A 16,188-nucleotide genomic window follows, 5' to 3' on the forward strand; every position below is an offset into this window, starting at 1 on the left:
GAGCCTATCCCCGCAGCCAGGAGCGGGTACGGGCCGGGTGGTTGGTGGCGATCCACTCGACGCCGAGGCCGTTGCACAGGGCGACGTCGGCCTCGGAGTCGACGGTCCAGCAGTACGTGAACCGGCCGGCGGCCCGGGCCTTGGCGACGGTGTCGGGCCGCTCCCGCAGCGAGTCCACCGACGGGCCGATGCCCTGGGCGCGGACCGCGGTGGCCGCGCCGCCGCCGAGCAGCCGGGAGGCCTCGCCGAGCAGCACGGTGGGGACTCCGGGGGCGTTGCGGCGCACGCGCCAGACGGCGGATCCGGAGAAGGAGATGACGACGACGGGCGCGTCGGCGACGTCCTCGGGCTTGGTGAGCCCGTGGCGCTGGAGCGCGGCGAGCAGCTTCTGCTCGACCATCCCGCCGAAGCGCACCGGATGCTTGGTCTCGACGAAGAGCTTGCGGCCGGACGTGCGGGCCAGCTCGATCAGTTCCTCGAGGGTGACCACGGGCTCGGGATGGCCGGGCCGCTTCCACGAACCGAAGTCCATCGCCTTCAGGTCGGCGAGGTCGAGCTCGGAGACGGCGCCCGTCCCGTCGGAGGTGCGCTCGACGGTGCGGTCGTGCAGGCAGACGAGGTGGTGATCCTTGGTGAGCCGGACGTCGCACTCGATCGCATCGGCGCCCTCGGCGACCGCGGCCTCGAAGGCGCTCATGGTGTGCTCGGGGAACTCCCCGCTGGCGCCCCGATGGGCAACGATTCCCGCTACGCCGCCAACCATCGCGTCCCGCCCTCCTGCTCCCGGGCCGTCGGCCCCCCGTCGATCATGCGCACCAACCGTGCCGTGAGCAGCAGGAAGGCCCCGCTCAGCAGGTAGGTCAGCGCGGTGTAGACCATCGCGTCGGCGCCGTGCTGAAGACCGCCGTCCGCACGCGAATACGCCACGCACGCCACCGTGACGATAGTCAGCGCGACCCATGCCGCCCACCAGCGCCGGATGAACACCGCGCGACGATCCGTGGCCTGCCCGGCCGCGCGGCGCTGCGCATCGGCCAGCTCCAGCACGAGCACGGGTGCCGCCGCGAGGTTCACCACCGGGACCAGGCAGTACACCCACAGCTGCCACGCGGGGCGGGGCTCGCTGGTACCGACGGCCGCGTAGGCGCGCTCCCGCGATACCCGCAGCCATAGCGTGAGCACCACGAAGAGCGCGATCACCGCGAGCACGGCCAGCCACCCGATCGCGAACACCGCGACGGTGGCGGTCGCCGCGAGCCAGCCCGGCAGGGGACCCGACCGGTTGATCACCAGCAGCAGGTAGGCCAGCGCCTCCACGACCGCGGCGGCGAGGACGATGCCGATGGTCAGGCGCAGGACGAAGGGGGTCGCGTCGGCCGCGGTCTCCGCGGTGGTCGGCGCGGCGTCCGCGGGCGGACTGAAGTCCTGGCGCAGGCCCCAGCGGGGGGTCGTCGGGTACCGCGGCGTCGGCGTCGGGGCCGACGGTGCGCGGCGCGGCACCGGCAGCGTCTCGGGCGGGCGCCGGGCGAGCCACCGGAGGCGGGCGCGCGGCTGCGCGGTGCGCGCGGGGTTCGGGTGCATCAGACGGCCCCCGGGCTGCCGTCCGGTCGCACGACGGGCCTGCCGAGGGACGCCCAGGCGATCATCCCGCCGTCCACGACGACGGCCTCGATCCCCACGGTCTCGAGGTAGCGGACGGCCTGCTCGGAGCGGCCACCGCCACGGCAGATCACGCACACCTGATCGTCCGGGTCGATCTCTCCGAACCGGGCGGGCAGGTCGGGCAGCGGCAGGTGCACGGCCCCGGGGGCGTGGCCGAGGTCCCATTCGTCCGGATCGCGGACGTCGAGCACGGTGAGCCCCGGCGCGGCGGCGAGATCCGCGGGCAGGGCATCGACGGTGATCGGACCGTCTGCGGGGTAGTCCGTCATAGCTCCAGTCTTCCACGGGCGGCAGGCGCCGCCGACGATTCATCCACAGTTTCCACAGACTCATCCACAACTTGAGGGTTGCTTAGCAAGCGCCTCACCAGCAGCGAATCCGCCCCCTGTGGATCGAGCATGTCAAGCCCCGAAATTCGCCCACAGGCCGCGGCGCTGCAGCCCGGCGAGCGCGCCGTCGAGAACGCCGGCGGTGACGGACGCGGCGAGGCCGGTACCGTCGATCGCGGTTCCGCTGCCCAACAGGCGCGCGAGCAGCGGCTTCGGGGCGTGCAGGGCCTCGATCTCGGCGTCGGGGAAGCGCTCGTCGAGCACGCCGCGCAGGGTGCCGATCCCGTCGGCCAGACCCAAGTCCACCGCGGCACGGCCGATCCACACCTCGCCCGTGAACAGGGCCGGGTCATCCCCGAGACGGTCGCCCCGCCGGCTGGTGACCCACTCCTGGAAGGCATTGTGGATATCGCCCTGGACGCCGTGCAGCCACTCGATATCGCCCTCACGGACGTCCTCGAACATGTCGAGGCGGTGCTTGGCGTCGCCCTCGGTGACGACCCGGCGCTCTAGGCCGATCTTGCCGATCAGCTCCTTGGCGCCGAAGCCCGCGTAGATCACGCCGATCGACCCGACGATGGAGGTGGTGGTCACGAAGATCTCGTCGGCGGCGCACGCCAGCCAGTACCCGCCCGACGCGGCGACGTCCTCGACGAAGGCCAGCACGGGCAGCTCGTGCTTCGCGGCGAGCTGCCGGATCCGGGTGGCGATGAGCTCGGACTGCGCGGGCGAGCCGCCGGGGCTGTTGAGCACCAGCGCGACGGCGACGGCGTCGTCGGTCTCGAAGGCCCGGCGGAGCACCGGCTCCACCCCGGCGAGGTTCAGAACCCCGCGGCCGAGCCCGCCCGACATCGCGGGCGCCGCGATCGGGCCTTCGAGGCGCACGACCGGGATCACTCCCCCGGCCTGCCCGAGGGCGGCGCGCACGCGGTGACTGGCGGCCTTCGCCGCGTCCTGCAGTTCGGTCACGAGGGGACTCATGGCCCCGACGGTAGCGGGAGAACCCGACATCCCGTCATCGCCGCAGGTCACGACCGTCGCGAAGGTCAGGGTGCCAGCGGGGAACCCGGGAGGTTGCGCGCGACGGTCCAGACCATGATCAGCACGCCGACGGTGATCCACAGGTACTTGTTCTGCGGTACGGCGGGAACCGCGAAGCCCGCGCGGCGACCGAGCCAGGCCAGCCACAACCACGCCATCACGAGGCCCGCCGGATAGATCAGCGCGTTCGAGCCGAGCGCGGCGAGGAAGTCGCCGTTGGTGACGTCGTTGACGGCGCGCAGTCCACCGCAGCCAGGGCAGTACAGCCCGCTCGCCGCGTACAGCGGGCAGACGCCCCAACTGTTCTGGACGTGCGGATCGCGCAGGTGCAGCGCGAGGACGACGACGCCGGCGCCCGCTGCCGCGGCCAGCGGCCAGGCGGACGCCCGCAGGCGCGCGGACGTCGACGGGGCGGTCGTGGTCATGGACACCAGGTTAGCGTCGCCGCAGGGACCACCGGTCAGAGCGCGGAGACGATGGCGAGGGCGCCGACCAGGGAGCCCACGGAGACCAGGGCATCGAGCAGCGCGTAGCCCCAGGAGCTGCGCCGATTGAGCATGTTGAGCACCGCGTGCACGCCGAAGGTGGTGCCGACCAGCAGCGACGTGAGGAAGGTGATCGCCAGGACGTCGAAGTCCCCGGTGTACGTGCACGCCATCGCCGCGCACTCGCGGAGGGAGGGCATCGCGCGGATGGCGAACACGAGGTTGCAGATCGTCGCCGCGAAGGAGACGGCGAGCAGGGCCGTCGAAACGACGATGTCGGCGCGGGTCTGGCGGCCGCTGACCATGGTGCGGATGCGGCCGGCCCGATCACCGCCGGGGCGCTGGGTGCGCACCCCGAAACTGGTTCCGGTCATGTCCACCATGTTCCCGCGCCGGGCGACGGAATCCAAGCATTCGCGATAGGAACGAGTCGTGTTCCTATCGGGTCGTCGTGGCGCGGTGCAGGTGGACGCCGTAAACCAACCCCCCGGTCTAGTGGGTCACATCCGCCCGAATGAACAACAAACATCGGGCATTTGAGACTGACGGGTGCCGGCGCGCCCGTTTCAGCCGGATATCGCGCCGACCGATTTCCCTCCCCGTCCGCACGTCCGCTACAGTGTTCCACACCACACCTGTGACGGGTTTCACAGATGCAACACACGGAAGGCGACGCGATGACGGTCAAGCGCACTCACTCCTTCGCCGCCGGTACCGACGTCGCGCCGCGCAGCTCGTGCACCGTGTACTTCTCGCGCTCACTGACCCGCACCCTGCTGACGGTCGCGGCGCTCACGCTCGCACTCGTGCTCATCGTCTCCCTGGGCTGATCCGCCCCGCCCGCGCCATCCGCGCCCGCGAACCTCAACCGCACTTCATACGCTTTCCGCCGTCCTTATTGCGGAACCATTCCAGATAAGAAAGGCTGGAAGCGTACGAAGGACGCACAGGAAGCGATCGCTTCCTCAATCGAAGGGAAAGACGTGGCCGTCTACACTCTGCCGGACCTCGACTACGACTACAGCGCGCTCGCGCCCCACATCGCGGGCGAGATCATGGAGCTGCACCACAGCAAGCACCACGCCGCGTACGTCGCCGGCGCGAACCAGGCCCTCGAGCAGCTCGCGGAGGCCCGCGAGGACGGCTCGATCGCCACCAAGGCGCCGCTGCTCAGCAAGAACCTCGCCTTCCACCTGGGTGGCCACACCAACCACTCGATCTTCTGGAAGAACCTCTCCCCCAACGGTGGCGACAAGCCGGTCGGCGAGCTCGCGACCGCGATCGACGAGTACTTCGGCGACTTCGACAAGTTCCAGGCCCACTTCACTGCCGTCGCGATGACGCTGCAGGGGTCCGGCTGGTCGGTCCTCGCCTGGGATCACATCGGTCAGCGCCTCGTGATCCAGCAGCTCACCGACCAGCAGGGCAACATCTCCATCAACCTGACCCCGCTGCTCCTGCTGGACATGTGGGAGCACGCCTTCTACCTGCAGTACAAGAACGTCAAGGCCGACTACGTCAAGGCCTGGTGGAACGTCGTGAACTGGGAGGACGTGGCCGCGCGCTACGCCGCCGCCAAGGGCTGATCCCCGCCTCCGTCTCGGAACCCCGTCGCGCGCCTCCGCGCCGACGGGGTTCCGTCGTTCCCGATACTGCGCCGCGCGCGCAATTCGCTAGCGTGTGTTCGCAACCCACGCATTCGAAAGGTTCCCGTGCTCTCGCGCGCCACCGCTACCCGCACCCCCCGACGTCCGCTGAGCGTCGGTGTCGGTGCCCGCTGCGAGAGTGTGCCCATGACACAGCCCGGATACGACGCTCTCGCCGACCTCTACGCCGAGATGTTCCCGGATCCGTATCAGTACCCCGTCGAGCGGCACGCCGCGGCGGCCTTCGCGGAGGTCGCGGCGGGACGCCCGGGGCGCACGGTCGACGTCGGCTGCGGGCTCGGCCACGTCGCCGCCGACCTGGCGGGACGTGGCCTCGACGTGATCGGCCTCGACCCCAGTGCGGAGATGCTCGGGCACGCGCGCCGCCTGCATCCGGGCCTCAGGTTCGTCGACGGTGACGCCTCCCTCGCCACTCTTCCCGACGGGCCGATCGCCGCGATCCTCGCGCGGTTCAGCCTGATCCACGTGGAACCGACCGAGGTCGTCGCGGCGGTGCGAACCTGGTCGCGCCGCATCACCCCGGGCACTCCGGTCCTCGTCGCCTTCCAATCGGTCGACGATCCCGGTCCGCCGCTCCCCTTCGACCATGCCGTCGCGCCCGCGTGGCGCTGGCACCCCGACGAGTTCGCCCGCGTGCTCGCGGACGCGGGCCTCGCCGAGTCGTGGCGGATCGTCTACCGGGACAAGGACTACCGCTTTCCCATGGCGCAGCTCCTCGCCGTCCGCAGCTGAACCGACCGATGGTGCCCGGGCGCCCGGCACCAGCGGATCCGGTCGCCCGAATCCGGCTCGACGGACCTATGAAGATTCTTCTCAGGGGACTAAAACTCTTGCGCTACTTGCTCTTTCGCTCTTTCGCAACTAGCATCGACAAGGCCTGAAAGGGAGGAGCGCCTGAGCGGACCCTGATCGCGCGACCGACCGTCGGATCCGTGTGGCACAGGTCTTCACAGGAGGTTGAAACACCGTGCTCGAGGCGTTGCTCATCAGCTTCACCGTCGTCTTCGTCGCCGAACTCGGCGACAAGTCCCAGCTCATGGCGATGACCTTCGCCGCCCGCTTCAAGTGGTGGGTCGTCCTGCTGGGAATCACCGTCGCCACGGCGCTCACGCACATCGTCTCGGTCGGCATCGGTTTCGCCCTCGGCTCCGCCATCCCCACCCACCTGATCACCGCGGTGGCGGGCATCTCGATGCTGGTCTTCGCCTTCTGGACGTGGCGCGGCGATACCCTCTCCGACGACGAGAGCGGCACCGCTGATCGCGTCACCCGCTCGGTCTTCCTGGCCGTGACCTCCGCCTTCTTCCTCGCCGAGCTCGGCGACAAGACGATGCTCGCGACGATCACCCTCTCCACGCAGCACAACTGGTTCGGCGTGTGGCTCGGCTCGACGCTCGGCATGGTCGCGGCCGACGCCCTCGCCATCGCGGTCGGCGCCGTGCTCGGCTCGCGGCTGCCGGAGCGGGCGATCGCGATCGGCGCGACCATCCTGTTCTTCGGCTTCGGCGCGTGGCTGCTGGCCGAGGCCTGGCCGGAGCTCGACGGCACGAGCCGGATCGTCACCGGGCTGGCCGTCGCCGTGACGATGATCGCCGGCGGGATCGTCGTTCGCCGTGCGCACCGCGCAGCGGCGGCGGCACCGTCGACCCCGCCCGCATCGCAAGCCCCGGAAGTACCGACGACGGAGCAGAGCATCCCCGGCCCGGGAGGCACCTCCCTTCACTAGTGTGAGGTGGGTCGCGCCGCCCACCCGGCGAGCGCGCTCCACTACAGAAGGGAATCAGCCATGGACGTCTCCGGCTCCTCCGTCATCGTCACCGGTGGCGCATCCGGCCTCGGCGCCGCCACCGCACAGCGCTTCGCCGAGGCGGGCGCCACGGTCTTCGGGCTCGACCTGCAGCCGTCGATCGATAAGGCGACCCCGGTCGAGAACGTGCACCTCGTCGCCACCGACGTGACCAAGGAGGACGAGGTCCTCGCCGCGATCGCCGAGGCCGTCAAGGCGGGCCCGCTGCGCGTGGCCGTCAACTGCGCGGGCGTCGGCTGGGCCGGCCGCATCCTGTCGAAGAACGGCCCGCACGCGCTGGACCTGTTCCAGACGGTCATCAACATCAACCTGGTGGGCACGTTCAACGTGATGCGCCTGGCCGCCGACCAGATGAGCAAGCAGGAGGCCGTCGACGAGCAGGGCTCCCGGGGCCTCATCGTCAACACCGCCTCGGTCGCGGCGTTCGAGGGCCAGATCGGCCAGATCGCCTACACCGCGTCCAAGGGCGGCGTGCACGCCATGACGATCACCGCCGCGCGCGACCTCGCGCAGTTCGGCATCCGCGTGAACACCATCGCGCCCGGCACCATCAACACCCCGATGCTGGCCGGCGTGACCCCCGAGTTCAAGAAGACCCTCGAGGCGGGCATCCCGTTCCCGTCGCGCCTGGGCGAGCCGTCGGAATACGCGCAGCTGGCGTACTTCCTCGCGGAGCACGACTACATCAACGGCGAGACGATCCGGATGGATGGGGCGCTGCGGATGGCGCCGCGCTAGATCTGCAATTCCTCCGCCGGCGTCGCCCCGACCGCGTCCGACAGGACGAGGAGCGGGGCGGCGTCGTCGTCGATGGACGGCCCGTCGGGCGGGAGCACCATCGACGACGGTGCCGGGGACGCCCCGGCCTCGGCGCGCAGGTCGATCGCGACGAGCAGGTTGTGCACGTTCTCCTCGGGCACGCCGTCACCGAAATCCTCCGGCAGGTACGGGCTGAGCTGCACCAGGACGTCGCGGATCTCGACGACGCGTCGCTGGAACCGCAGGTGCGGATCGCGGCGGCCCGTACCCGCGTCGAGCACCACCTCCGGAACAGCGGTGGTGAGCAGGGTCCACAGCGGCTCGAGTCGCCGGTAGTCCCGACGGTGCTTCTTGCGGTACTGCAGCTGCACGACGAAGCCCCGCACGCCCGGGTAGCTCAGTCCCACGACGAACAGCAGGATGCCGCCCGCCGTGCACGCCTGCGACAGCACCAGCAGCATCGGCCACGAGGCCACGTGGCCCGCGCTGGTGAGCACGAAGGCCACCTGGACGAGGTAGCCGACGGCGGTGATCGCGAGCCCGCCGGCCATGAGCTTCAGCGAGGTGATCAGGTACCCGTCGGCGAAGGGCATGAGCCGGGTCAACGAGAGGACGCAGTCCGCGAGCCCGTACATGAGGTAGCCGCCCGCGATGACGAAGAAGACGGCGAAGCCCAGTTCCTGCACGGTGAGCGTGTCGAGGCTGGCGTCGCGCAACGACGGCGGCGTCACGGTCATGGCGACCGACAGGCCGATGACTGCGGCGATGAGCGGCACGGCCTCCATCCCCGCGCGACGTTGGCGGGCCGATTCCGTGGGGCCGTAGAAGAAGGCGACGGCGAGCGCGGCGACGCACAGCGCGAGCGAGGCGTACCCGCCGAGTCGGGAGGCGCCGCGCCAGAGCACACCGTCGATGGTCGGCGCGATCGTCGAGCCGAGCAGGAGCACGGCCAAGGTGAGCGCGGCGATGGCGACGGTGACCGCCACGGCCTGGATGCCGGCCTTCGCGCGATAGAGCCGGTCGATGCGCCAGCACAGGACCAGGGTGAAGAACGCGACGCCGAGTACGTTCACGAGCTTCACAACCACCGGGAATGACCTCCCAGGGCGCGCTGAATACCGCGCAGACTGTCGTGCTTGGCGGTGCGGCCGGCAAGGGCACCGGCCTCGGACGCCCACCCGAGGATGATGGAGGCGATCATCTCGGCCTCCCACTCGTGTTCGTCGTCGTAACAGGTCCGGTGCAGGGCCGCGTCGGCCTCGGGCGAGGAGATCTCGGCGGACCGCGGGGCGGCCGCTGTCGGACCGGCGTGCTGGTGGCCCGCGATGAGGTGGCCGAACTCGTGGATGATGATCTGGTCGCGGTGCGTGCGCGAGGTATTCGCCTGGTAGAAGAAGTAGTCGGCGTCATCGCCGACGAGCCACAGCCCGTTCGGCATACCGACGGGAAGCGGCTGCGAGATCACCAGGATGTCCCGGCCGCGGCGCTTGCCGTATTTCTCACACAACTGCACGGCGTCGAAGGGCAGATCCAGATCGAGGCTGCGCACCTCGTTCTCGCACAGGCGGCGCAGCGCTTTGACGGAACGCACAGCCCACCTCCACACGGTCGCAGAGGGACGACGCGTGCCGGAGGCACACTCACGGCGGCCGGGAAGGCCGCGACGCGACAGCCGGTGAGGCTAGATCCCCTCGTTTTCGCGCGAGTCTACGGGAAGCTCGGGCGGGTCGGCGGGCAGGCCCTGCTGCACCCGCAGCACCTTGATGAGCTCGTTGACCATGTTCACCGAGTCGGGCGAGAGCCCGGCCAGGCGGAACGCGGCCATCTGCACCTTGGTGTCGGCCTGCAGGCGCATGAGGTGGATCTGGTCGCGGGTGCGCTGAGCGGCCTCGTCCTCGAGGAAGTAGTGCACGTCCACGCCGAACGCGGCGGAGATGCCCTCGACGGTGCGGAAGGACGGCGACTTCGCCTTGCCGGAGCGGAGCTGGCTCAGGTAGGACTCGCCCAAGCGGAACCCCAGGGCGGTCGAACGCTGGGCGATCGCCTTCGCCGTGAATGCGCGACCGTTCGGGCCGGGCACCGTGCGGAACAGCTCCTCGAGACGACTCGCGAACAGGCCCTGGCCCACCAGAGCGTCGCTGTCGTACTTACTACCTGTCTCCACTTGTGCCATCCCTCTCTATCACCGGCACTCCAGACTCACTGAACACAACTTATTGCGAGTCCACAAGCCTTTATCACACTATAGCGCATTCACCATGAGACACGGTAGCTTCGTGATCAGCCATTACTCATGGGCGCCGATACTGTATTCTTACCTACGCTCGTGCACGGATGGCGGAAGGGGTGTGCTGTGTCGCGTCCGACCCGTCTCACGCGCAGGCTCCGCGCCATCGGCATCACCGCTCTCGCCGTCGGCGCCATCGCCTCCGCGCCCGCCTGGGGCGCCCCCGATTCGCAGGATTCCGGCAGCGACTCCGGGCCGACCGGCGCGACCTCGCAGCCCGCGGACGGCAGCGATTCCTCGAACACCACCGGATCGTCGGGCGGCACGGGCTCGGGCTCGGGCACAGCCCCGGAGGGCGGGACCGGGACGGGCGGCACCCAGCCCGGCACGGGCCAGGGCCACAGCCACGGCGGCCTGCTCGGCATCATCGGCGACATCCTCGGCGGCGGCGCGGGCAACGGCTCCCCGGGCAACGGCTCAACGGGCGGTTCGACGGGCGGTTCGACGGGCGCGCCCGGCGGGGACACCGGTTCCGCCGGCTCGGGCACCGGCACGTCGACCGGGTCCACCGGCTCGGGCGGCGCGTCGATCTCCAGCGGCACCGGTGTCCGCACGGGCAACCCGCTTCCCATGTCGCCGGGGTCGGGCCGGGACGGCGACTCCTCGAGCAGCGGCGACGAGTCTCGCGCCTCGGATCCGGCACCGGCTGCTCCGGCTCCCGCCGCAACGGCCCCGGCCGCCCCGGCGCCCGCCGCCCCGGCCGCAGTGGCGCCGCTCGTCGCCCCGTCGCTCGTGATGGGTCCGGTCGTCCCGGCGCCGGCACCCGCGCCGACGCCGGCCGCCCCCGCGGCTCCGGCGGCCCCGGCTCGGCCTCCCGCTGCCCCGGCACCGTCGAACACCGATCGCCAGCAGGCGGAACAGAGCTCCGGCAGCAGCGGCGACAGCACCGTCTTCGCCGCGGCGTACAGCTCGGCGCAGCGGGTAGCGCCGGTCGCGGCCGAGACGGCGCGACAGCTCTCCCCCGCGATGATCGCCATCCTCGGCGGCATCGCGCTCCTGGGCAGCGGCAGCTTCGCCGACGCCCTGCGCCGTGCGCACTTGCGCCAGTCCCAGGCGTAACCACCCGCGCCGCGCGGGGCCCGAATCCCTCGCCGCGGGCGGGCCCTAACCGCCGACCACCGGCAGGTCGAGTACCTTCTCGCTCGACATGAACGCGCGCAGCGAGGCGGTAGCCCGCACGTCGTCCTCGTTGTAGTCGAGGATCCGCTGCCGCTGGACGGCCCGGTCCTCGTCCGCGAAGCCCGCGTCGATCCCCACGCCCACGCGGTACCAGAGCATCGACGCCTCGCCGCCGGCCTCCGCGTCGCGCCACTGGAATCCCGCGACGGGCGCCACCTTCTTCAGGCCGCGGCCCTCGAGGGAGAGGAAGGCGTCGCCGACGGCGTCGAACATGTCGACCCACTCGGGCGAGGCGATGAACTCCTCCACGGTGCGGCGCGCGGGCACGCCCGGCTCGCCCGCGAACCGGTCCGCCGAGGCGAGCAGCCACTTGTTCTCGGCGTTCTGCGAGTAGCAGTACGCGGCGAAGGTCTTGCCCGCGGCGTGCGCCTCCGCGCGACGGTCCATGAGGAAGGCCCAGAACTCGGCGAACGAGCGGGCCTCGTCGCGCGTGGGCACGGGGTCCCAGGTGACGAAGGGCCGGTAGCCGAGGTCGACGCCGTCGCGCCGCAGCCAGGTGCCCCACAGGTAGGCGCCGTACTCCTGGTAGCTCTCCATGTCGACGTCCACTTCGACGTCGGCCCGGCGCACCTTCACCTCGGGGCGCCTGCGCACGAGCACCTGCCCCTCCCGCCACGCGCGGGCCATGGCCCGCAGGTCCGCGATGGGGACGGGCACGTCCTCGGGCTGAGGCCCGTCGTACTCGGCCAGCTGGTCGACGGTGCCGATGCCCGCCGCGCGCAGCCCGGTCGCCGAGCGCCCGTCGGCCACCAGGCTCACGTCCCGCGCGAGCGTCAGGGTCTGCGCGCACTGCGGCCACCAGGGGCACCGCCGGCACTCGGCCACCCGCACGGGCTCCGTCGCCACGGTGCCGGCCAGCACGTCCCGACGGTCCGCGAACCGCTCGTCGTAGGCGGCCAGCAGGGGCGCGACCTCCTGGACGACGATGCGCGCACCGTCGACCCCGATGCACCCGCCGAGGAGCGTCCGGGACGCGAAGCCCGCGTCCTGCAGCATCCGGGTGAGGTGCGCGAGGCGCATCTGGTCGCCGCGGTGCTGCCGGAAGCGGACCGTCGGGTCCTCGCGGGGCTCCCAGCGGTCCAGCGGCGACGTGATCGCCCCCGCGCCGGGATCGCAGGTCTTGTGGTTGACGACGATGACGGGGATGTAGCCGTCCGCGAGGCGGACGAGGAGCTCGCTGTGGCCGCGCCGGTCGTGCGCGGTGGGCAGCACGGCGTTCCAGATCCGGTCGGCGCCCGCCTCCATCGCGGCGAGAGTGCGCCGCACCGCGCCCTCCCCCGGTTCGATGATCGTCAGCCCAGGCAGCCGGTCCCGGACGGAGGCGCGGAAGACCGCCGCCGCCTCGACCCGCAGCTCCACGCCGGGATCGGGATCGCTCTGCGGTGCCCGCGCCTCGAGCGCCAGGCGGTGCCGACATCCGGTGAGCGACCGCGCGCTCACCGGATTCGTCGTCGTTGCCTCGTCGATGTTCACTTCACTAGCAGTATGGCGGGCGGCACCGACAACCCGCGGAGCCGCGCTGTGCAATGCTGTACCGGACGGCAGTACTGACCTACAAGGACGTGCACTGATGGGTTTGTTCGGCAAGAAGACGAAGTCCTCCCGCGCGGAGCGCCGCGCGCAGGCCAAGGCGCTCAAGTCCAAGGCGCGCCTCGAGGCGAAGCTCGCCGCCAAGAACGCGGATCGCGACGCCAAGCGCCTCGTGAAGACCGCGTCGAAGAGCGAGCGCAAGGCGCTGAAGACCGACCTGCAGCGCTCGAAGATCATCGCGAAGGCGCAGGGCAAGGCCGATGCGACCAACCTGAAGATCGCCGAGACGAAGGCCCGCGCGGCCGTCGACGGCAAACTCCTGTCGGAGGCGCGGCTCAAGCGCTACGTCTCGACCGCGCGCCTGCTCGCGCCCGTCGTCGTCCCGATCGTGTACCGGGCGGCGCAGGCCGGCCGGAACCAGCTCGACGCCGCGAAGGCCTCGCGCCTCGGCGTGCCCGTCGACGAGGTCGCAGCGTTCGCCGGGTACGGCGGCGGGCTCTCGGCCCGGGTCGTCACGGCCCGCCGATCGCTGGATCAGCTCGCGGCGACGCACCCCGATGCGGAGACCAAGTCCTTCACCACCGCGGTCGCCCAGCGCCTCGACGACCTCGCCACCGCGATCACCGCGTCCGAATCGATGCCGCCCGCGCGCCGGCGCCCGGCGCACCAGGCGATCGCCCGCGAGCTGGACGGCATCGATGCGGACCTCCTCAACCGCCTCGGCGTGAGCTCGTAGCTCCGCGGCCGAGCCGCAGCCCGTGGACGTCGACTCGTCGGCATCGGAGAGGCGCTGGCGCCAGCGCAGCGCCGGGCCCCTGGTCGTGCCGTGTCAGGGTTCAAATGGAGGCGGCATGAAACCAGTGGTAGTTCACAGTATGGGATCTGTCGGCAGAGCGTCTACAACTACCGTGCATGAGCGACAGTGCCGTTCTGCCCCTCCTCCGACTCCATCCATCGGAGAACCAGGTCATCTTCGCTTTCGTCGGTGGCAAGTTCGAGGGGTTCGTAACTAAATTCCGTATGCAAGCTGCCAGTCTGAGTTTTGTAATGCAGTCGCGCTTCAACCGGAACCGGTCGATCAGCGGTGAGAGCGGAGTCGCGCACTCGGCGCAGTTGTGCAACAACATATCGCATCAGCGCGATTTGACGGCTGCTTGACACGTCGACACCCGGGAGTTGGGACTTCATCACGATCGTGTTACGTGCGCGGTAGAATAGAATACCTGCGCATACAGGGTCGTCTCGGTTGCAAACAGAACGTACACATCGTCGACATCGTCGCCCGAGAACTCAAGCGCTGCAGCGATGATTTCCGACTGTGCATCCGCAAGAGTGGACTCGTAATCCTCGCTCAATTGTCGATCTCCTCGTGAATCCAGTCTCCGTCGATACTGTAATCAATCTCAAAGAGTGCTGGGGCGACCCGTCTGGTCATTCGTAATCTGCACGTGAACAGACACGTCCTTCCCTTCCTTTAGGGCCGTCGCCCACTTGTTCTCAAGCATCTCGTATGCACTTAGATTGACCGACGACAACTGCGAGACGATATTGTCAAGCTTGTGCGACCCGCCGAATCTGTCGCCACCGAGGTGTCCGGCGTGGTTTCCTGGAAGTTTACCAGGAGTATCGGAGTCATGCTTAAGGCGACCTTCGTGGGTCTTGAATTTTAAGACGTCCGCGTCGAACTGGATGATGTGACCGTTCGCATCGGTGCGATAGCGGTAACGATGTTCACCAGCCTCGTAAGTGGTATTCGGTTTAAGGCTGCCGTCTGCATTGAAATGGCTGCCATCTGAAATGGGACTGCTGCACAAATAGGTGACACCTGATCTGTGGTGCCGTGAGGGGCGCCGCTGGAAGGATGTCACCATGCCCAATCCTTATCCCCGCGAGGTCCGTGACGATGTCGTCGGTGCCGCCCGCCGACGTGAGGACGGTGTGACGATCAAGCAGATCGCCGCCGGCTTCGGTGTCAGCGAAACTGCCTGCAGAACTGGCTGCGCGCCGCTGATGTCGAGGACGGTCATCGGCCGGGGGTGACCGCCTCGGAGTCCGCCGAGTTGCGGGAACTACGCAAGCGGAACCGGTTGCTGAAACAGGAGAATGAAGTCCTGCGCCGGGCCGCAGCGTATCTGTCGCAGGCGAACCTGCCGGGAAAATGATGTACCCGCTCGTGAGTGAGCTCGCCGCGGACGGGATCCCCGTCACGGTGACGTGCCGGGTTCTCAAGCTCGCCCGCCAGCCGTGCTATCGGTGGCGAAGGGACGCGGTCATCACCGCCGACCGGGTCGCCGCCGAACGGGCGAACGCCCTGTTCAATGCCCACCAGGACGATCCGGAGTTCGGCTACCGGTTCCTCGCCGATGAGGTCGAAGCTACAGGTCAGCCCATGAGCGGGCGGACGGCGTGGCAGATCTGCTGCGCCAACGGCTGGTGGTCGAGCTTCGGTAAAAAGCGCGGGCGGAACGGGAACAAGCCCGGTCCGCCGGTGCACGATGACCTGCTCGAACGCGACTTCACCGCCGCCGCACCGGACGAGTTGTGGTTGACCGATATCACCGAGCACTGGACCGACGAGGGCAAGCTCTACCTGTGCGCGATCAAGGACGCCTGCTCGGGGCGGATCGTCGGATACAGCATCGACTCCCGCAAGCAATCCCAGCTGGCTGTGAATGCGCTCAGCAATGCGGTCGCCCGCCGCGACGCAGACGTATCCGGTTGCATTATCCACTCGGACAGAGGATCTCAGTTCCGATCACGGAAGTTCGTATCAGCGTTGAACCGGCACGGCCTCGTCGGATCGATGGGGCGTGTCGGGGCGGCAGGCGATAATGCGGCGATGGAGTCGTTCTTCGCCCTGCTGCAACGCAACGTCCTCGACCGGCAACGCTGGGCCACCCGCGAGGAGCTACGCATCGCGATCGTCACCTGGATCGAAAGGACCTATCACCGCCGACGCCGGCAAGCCCGCCTCGGCCGCTTGACCCCGATCGAATACGAGACCATCATCAACACAGCCGCACCAGCGGCATAACACTCCGCCTGTCACCTATCCGTGCAGCAGTCCCGGATGCGCCGCGAGTGCCTCAACCGCAACCACTGGACGAGCCTGCTCGAGGCGCAGGTCACGATCGGCGACTACAAGCACGAGCACAACACCCGGCACCGGCACTCCTCGCTGGGCTACCTCACCCCCGACGAGTACGCTGCCCAGTGCAGGCACACCCACACCCCGGTGGCCTGCGAGATCGACTGAACAGGTTTCACACCCCCTGGGCTCCAGCACGGGGTGGACCGACTATCGGGTACCGGCCATATCCTGCGTCTACACTTCTACCGTCACTACCGGGGATCCAACTCCGCCATCGAAGGCCAGCCACCAGTCACCAGGCTGCCCATCCTCCTTGGCTATCATGACTCGCCCTCTATCGACGTCAGCCGG

General features: G+C 69.5%; 20 protein-coding genes and 1 pseudogene. 9 read left to right on the forward strand and 12 right to left on the reverse strand.

Annotation, left to right across the window (positions count from 1 at the left end; genetic code table 11):
• Positions 1 to 4 precede the first annotated feature (4 nt).
• From FK529_RS02330 to FK529_RS02355, 6 genes are all read right to left on the reverse strand, one after another.
• Positions 5 to 763 carry a glycerophosphodiester phosphodiesterase gene (locus tag FK529_RS02330; protein WP_146559184.1) on the reverse strand — a complete coding sequence of 253 codons (759 nt, stop codon included), beginning with the start codon at positions 761 to 763 and terminating at the stop codon, positions 5 to 7.
• Positions 748 to 1,581, reverse strand: a complete 834-nt coding sequence (locus FK529_RS02335; RefSeq protein ID WP_146559186.1) for a DUF4328 domain-containing protein — start codon at positions 1,579 to 1,581, stop codon at positions 748 to 750. The genes FK529_RS02330 and FK529_RS02335 overlap by 16 nt, the downstream gene beginning before the upstream one ends.
• Positions 1,581 to 1,931 carry a rhodanese-like domain-containing protein gene (locus tag FK529_RS02340; RefSeq protein ID WP_193559651.1) on the reverse strand — a complete coding sequence of 117 codons (351 nt, stop codon included), beginning with the start codon at positions 1,929 to 1,931 and terminating at the stop codon, positions 1,581 to 1,583. Before FK529_RS02340 ends, FK529_RS02335 begins: the two co-directional genes overlap by 1 nt.
• A 132-nt stretch (positions 1,932 to 2,063) precedes the next feature.
• Entirely contained in the window at positions 2,064 to 2,972 is a 909-nt protein-coding gene (locus FK529_RS02345) for a S49 family peptidase (protein ID WP_146559188.1), read from the reverse strand.
• A 65-nt stretch (positions 2,973 to 3,037) separates the two neighbouring features.
• Positions 3,038 to 3,457: a DUF2752 domain-containing protein gene (locus tag FK529_RS02350; protein ID WP_146559190.1), complete on the reverse strand. Its 420-nt coding sequence runs from the start codon at positions 3,455 to 3,457 to the stop codon at positions 3,038 to 3,040.
• A 35-nt stretch (positions 3,458 to 3,492) separates the two neighbouring features.
• Complete coding sequence (locus FK529_RS02355; RefSeq protein WP_146559192.1) at positions 3,493 to 3,891, reverse strand: hypothetical protein; 399 nt, start codon at positions 3,889 to 3,891, stop codon at positions 3,493 to 3,495.
• 279 nt (positions 3,892 to 4,170) lie between these two features.
• Here FK529_RS02355 and FK529_RS19930 point away from each other — a divergent pair, with 279 nt between their 5' ends.
• The 5 genes from FK529_RS19930 (at position 4,171) to FK529_RS02375 (ending at position 7,729) form a co-directional block, all read left to right on the forward strand.
• The gene (locus FK529_RS19930; protein WP_158635021.1) at positions 4,171 to 4,347 is read left to right on the forward strand and encodes a hypothetical protein; all 177 of its coding nucleotides are present in this window, start codon (positions 4,171 to 4,173) and stop codon (positions 4,345 to 4,347) included.
• 153 nt (positions 4,348 to 4,500) lie between these two features.
• On the forward strand, positions 4,501 to 5,103 hold the full coding sequence (locus tag FK529_RS02360; RefSeq protein ID WP_146559194.1) for a superoxide dismutase: 603 nt from the start codon (positions 4,501 to 4,503) through the stop codon (positions 5,101 to 5,103).
• Positions 5,104 to 5,310: 207 nt separating this feature from the next.
• Positions 5,311 to 5,916 carry a class I SAM-dependent methyltransferase gene (locus tag FK529_RS02365; protein ID WP_146559196.1) on the forward strand — a complete coding sequence of 202 codons (606 nt, stop codon included), beginning with the start codon at positions 5,311 to 5,313 and terminating at the stop codon, positions 5,914 to 5,916.
• A 235-nt stretch (positions 5,917 to 6,151) separates the two neighbouring features.
• Positions 6,152 to 6,910: a TMEM165/GDT1 family protein gene (locus FK529_RS02370; RefSeq protein WP_146559198.1), complete on the forward strand. Its 759-nt coding sequence runs from the start codon at positions 6,152 to 6,154 to the stop codon at positions 6,908 to 6,910.
• A gap of 60 nt (positions 6,911 to 6,970) precedes the next feature.
• Positions 6,971 to 7,729, forward strand: coding sequence for an SDR family oxidoreductase (locus FK529_RS02375; RefSeq protein ID WP_146559200.1), 759 nt, complete (start codon positions 6,971 to 6,973; stop codon positions 7,727 to 7,729).
• On the opposite strand, the gene FK529_RS02380 is transcribed toward FK529_RS02375, so the two are convergent.
• The 3 genes from FK529_RS02380 to FK529_RS02390 all read right to left on the reverse strand — a co-directional run bounded on the left by FK529_RS02380 (position 7,726) and on the right by FK529_RS02390 (position 9,914).
• Complete coding sequence (locus tag FK529_RS02380) at positions 7,726 to 8,832, reverse strand: MAB_1171c family putative transporter (protein WP_146559202.1); 1,107 nt, start codon at positions 8,830 to 8,832, stop codon at positions 7,726 to 7,728. The genes FK529_RS02375 and FK529_RS02380 overlap by 4 nt on opposite strands.
• Positions 8,829 to 9,341, reverse strand: a complete 513-nt coding sequence (locus tag FK529_RS02385; protein WP_146559204.1) for a hypothetical protein — start codon at positions 9,339 to 9,341, stop codon at positions 8,829 to 8,831. The genes FK529_RS02380 and FK529_RS02385 overlap by 4 nt, the downstream gene beginning before the upstream one ends.
• Positions 9,342 to 9,431: 90 nt before the next feature.
• The gene (locus FK529_RS02390; RefSeq protein WP_231702880.1) at positions 9,432 to 9,914 is read right to left on the reverse strand and encodes an XRE family transcriptional regulator; all 483 of its coding nucleotides are present in this window, start codon (positions 9,912 to 9,914) and stop codon (positions 9,432 to 9,434) included.
• A gap of 189 nt (positions 9,915 to 10,103) precedes the next feature.
• Between FK529_RS02390 and FK529_RS20245 the strand changes: the two genes are divergently transcribed.
• Positions 10,104 to 11,096 carry a hypothetical protein gene (locus FK529_RS20245; RefSeq protein WP_146559207.1) on the forward strand — a complete coding sequence of 331 codons (993 nt, stop codon included), beginning with the start codon at positions 10,104 to 10,106 and terminating at the stop codon, positions 11,094 to 11,096.
• A gap of 45 nt (positions 11,097 to 11,141) precedes the next feature.
• Here FK529_RS20245 and FK529_RS02400 read toward each other — a convergent pair whose 3' ends face one another.
• Positions 11,142 to 12,689: a TM0106 family RecB-like putative nuclease gene (locus FK529_RS02400; protein ID WP_231702881.1), complete on the reverse strand. Its 1,548-nt coding sequence runs from the start codon at positions 12,687 to 12,689 to the stop codon at positions 11,142 to 11,144.
• Between the two features lie 97 nt (positions 12,690 to 12,786).
• Between FK529_RS02400 and FK529_RS02405 the strand changes: the two genes are divergently transcribed.
• Positions 12,787 to 13,482 (forward strand): DUF6474 family protein, encoded by a 696-nt coding sequence (locus tag FK529_RS02405; RefSeq protein WP_146559209.1) that lies wholly within the window; start codon positions 12,787 to 12,789, stop codon positions 13,480 to 13,482.
• 451 nt (positions 13,483 to 13,933) lie between these two features.
• Here FK529_RS02405 and FK529_RS19935 read toward each other — a convergent pair whose 3' ends face one another.
• Both FK529_RS19935 and FK529_RS02410 read right to left on the reverse strand, forming a co-directional pair.
• Entirely contained in the window at positions 13,934 to 14,101 is a 168-nt protein-coding gene (locus FK529_RS19935) for a hypothetical protein (protein ID WP_158635022.1), read from the reverse strand.
• A 48-nt stretch (positions 14,102 to 14,149) separates the two neighbouring features.
• A complete protein-coding gene (locus FK529_RS02410; protein WP_205124347.1) occupies positions 14,150 to 14,617 on the reverse strand; it encodes a DNA/RNA non-specific endonuclease in 468 nt (155 codons plus the stop codon).
• Between FK529_RS02410 and FK529_RS02415 the strand changes: the two are divergent.
• Both FK529_RS02415 and FK529_RS02420 read left to right on the forward strand, forming a co-directional pair.
• Positions 14,616 to 15,780 (forward strand): annotated as a pseudogene (locus FK529_RS02415) (IS3 family transposase). The gene FK529_RS02410 and the pseudogene FK529_RS02415 sit on opposite strands and share 2 nt — an antisense overlap.
• A gap of 36 nt (positions 15,781 to 15,816) precedes the next feature.
• Positions 15,817 to 16,002: an integrase core domain-containing protein gene (locus tag FK529_RS02420; protein WP_158635023.1), complete on the forward strand. Its 186-nt coding sequence runs from the start codon at positions 15,817 to 15,819 to the stop codon at positions 16,000 to 16,002.
• Positions 16,003 to 16,188: the final 186 nt, after the last annotated feature.

This window comes from Tsukamurella asaccharolytica (genome assembly GCF_007858435.1).
GTDB lineage: Bacteria > Actinomycetota > Actinomycetes > Mycobacteriales > Mycobacteriaceae > Tsukamurella > Tsukamurella asaccharolytica.